This window comes from Streptomyces sp. NPDC058664 (assembly GCF_042716635.1).
In the GTDB taxonomy this organism is placed as follows: domain Bacteria; phylum Actinomycetota; class Actinomycetes; order Streptomycetales; family Streptomycetaceae; genus Streptomyces.
Map to the genome: position 1 here is coordinate 1 of NZ_JBHXRW010000235.1, position 1,176 is coordinate 1,176.

Below are 1,176 nucleotides of genomic sequence, written 5' to 3' on the forward strand. Positions count from 1 at the left end.
CGACCGCGCTGTGACCAGGTCTTCGCCTGCGGCGGCGTCATGGAGAAGCCGGCTTCGTCCTCGAAGACGAGCCAGGCTCCATGGGCCGCCGCGAGACTTCCGCGCAGGGCCAGGTCTCCTTGACCCAGCCGGCCACGGCCTCGTCGTTGCGTTCCATCGCGCGTCGGGCGGGGACCTGGCAGGACCAGCCGTTGCGCACCGGGAGCTTGCGCACGCCCTGGATGGTGTAGGTCAGGTGGAAGCGCCGGCCGATCACCGTTTTCACCCGGCTCAGGGTCCAGCGCTGGTCCTGCCAGCCGTGCGCGGCCGGCCCCTTGGCCAGCTCCGCCTCCAGTTGCGCGAACTGCTTCTCGCTCAGTCTCGGCAACGACGCCGGCCCCTGCGACCGCAGAGCACGCGGCCCGTCCTCCTCCCACATCTGCCGCCACCGCTGCACCGACCGAACGCTGACGCGCAGGTCCTTGGCGATCACAGAACTCGCCTCGCCCCGGGCGAACCGCTCGGCCGCCTTCAGCCGTACCCCCTCGCGGAACTGCTGCCGTTCGGCGGTCAGCCCGCCCCCTTGTGGATACCGCATGCCCCGGTGATACCGCAGGGGACTGCCGCTCGTCAGCCCCTATGACACCACGAGTTCAACCTCAGTAACCAGTCCGTCCGACCGACAGGCAGACGTTGAAATCCACTGCGAGGGTGGCGATTTCACGGCTGGTGTCTTGGCATCCGCGGTCGAAATGGAAGATCACCGGGCGGGCCGGGCGGCGGGTCCGACAGGCGGCCGTGAGGGCATCAGCGACCAGCTCGGTTCGCAGGTGGTCGGCAGTGGCCCAGCCAACCACGCGCCAACCACGCGCCGGGAGGCGATGTCGATCATCGTGGCCAGGTAGAGCCAGTCTTCTTCGGTGGCGAGGTAGGTGATGTCGCCGCACCAGCGAGTACCGATGGCGGCCGGGTCGGGCTCAAAGACGCGAAGGACCAGGTCAAGACGGGCGGCGGCATGTGGGTCCGGGATCGTGGTGCGGTGTCATTGCCTTCGGGTTCGGCCGGTGAGTCCGGCCTGCCGCATCAGACGTGCGACCCGGCGGCGTCCGCAGTCGGTGCCTTCGCGCTTCAGGACGGCGTGGATGCGCGGGGCACCGTAGGTGCCGCGGGACCCCGCTGGTGCACAGCGGTGATCTG

Annotated in this window: 3 protein-coding genes; all 3 read right to left on the reverse strand. The window is 69.5% G+C overall.

What is annotated here, in order from left to right:
• Window positions 1-37: 37 nt before the first annotated feature.
• Window positions 38-577, reverse strand: a complete 540-nt coding sequence (locus ACFWUY_RS41820; RefSeq protein WP_384122369.1) for a transposase — start codon at window positions 575-577, stop codon at window positions 38-40.
• A 61-nt stretch (window positions 578-638) separates the two neighbouring features.
• On the reverse strand, window positions 639-926 hold the full coding sequence (locus ACFWUY_RS41825) for a DDE-type integrase/transposase/recombinase (protein WP_384122371.1): 288 nt from the start codon (window positions 924-926) through the stop codon (window positions 639-641).
• A 95-nt stretch (window positions 927-1,021) separates the two neighbouring features.
• On the reverse strand, window positions 1,022-1,176 hold a 155-nt coding region (locus ACFWUY_RS41830), incomplete at its 5' end, for an IS3 family transposase (protein WP_384122374.1).

What these genes read in the sequence shown, in the direction of transcription:
- ACFWUY_RS41820 (WP_384122369.1), bottom strand. Translation starts at nt 577, where the DNA reads ATGCGGTATCCACAAGGGGGCGGGCTGACCGCCGAACGGCAGCAGTTC.